This window comes from Streptomyces sp. URMC 129 (assembly GCF_051386415.1).
Lineage (GTDB): Bacteria > Actinomycetota > Actinomycetes > Streptomycetales > Streptomycetaceae > Streptomyces.
In genome coordinates this window covers 1-533 of record NZ_JBPQTQ010000303.1, presented here as the reverse complement: position 1 = coordinate 533, position 533 = coordinate 1, and the positions used below count along the sequence as shown (strand labels likewise).

Annotated in this window: 1 protein-coding gene; it reads left to right on the top strand. The window is 71.3% G+C overall.

Annotation, left to right across the window (positions count from 1 at the left end; genetic code table 11):
• Positions 1-533: ketoacyl-synthetase C-terminal extension domain-containing protein (locus tag ACSNOC_RS27895; protein WP_436750355.1), on the top strand; the 533-nt coding region annotated here is incomplete at both ends.

Below are 533 nucleotides of genomic sequence, written 5' to 3'. Positions count from 1 at the left end.
CTGCTGCCGCGCACGCTGCACGTCGATGAGCCGTCGCCGCACGTGGACTGGTCGGCGGGCGCGGTACGGCTGTTGACCGAGGCCGTCGCCTGGCCGGAGAACGGGAACCCGCGTCGGGCCGCCGTCTCGTCATTCGGGTTCAGCGGCACCAACGCCCACGTCATCATCGAGCAGGCCCCGACGCACACTCCTGCGGTACCGGTCGAGCCTCCCCGGCCCGCGACGCCGGTGCTGCCGCTCGTGTTGTCCGGCAAGGACGCGGCAGCACTCCGCGCCCAGGCCGGACGACTGCTCGCGCACGTCGAGAACCATCCCGACCACGAACTCGCCGACCTGGCGCTGTCTCTCGCCACGAGTCGAAGCGCACTGGACCACCGGGCCGGGGTGATCGCGCCGGACCACGGGGAATTGAAGCGCGTTCTCGATGCCCTGGCTGATGGCCAACCGGCGAAGGGCCTCGTCACCGGCGTGGCGGCGGCGGGTCATCGGGTGGGGTTCTTGTTTGCGGGGCAGGGGAGTCAGCGGTTGGGGAT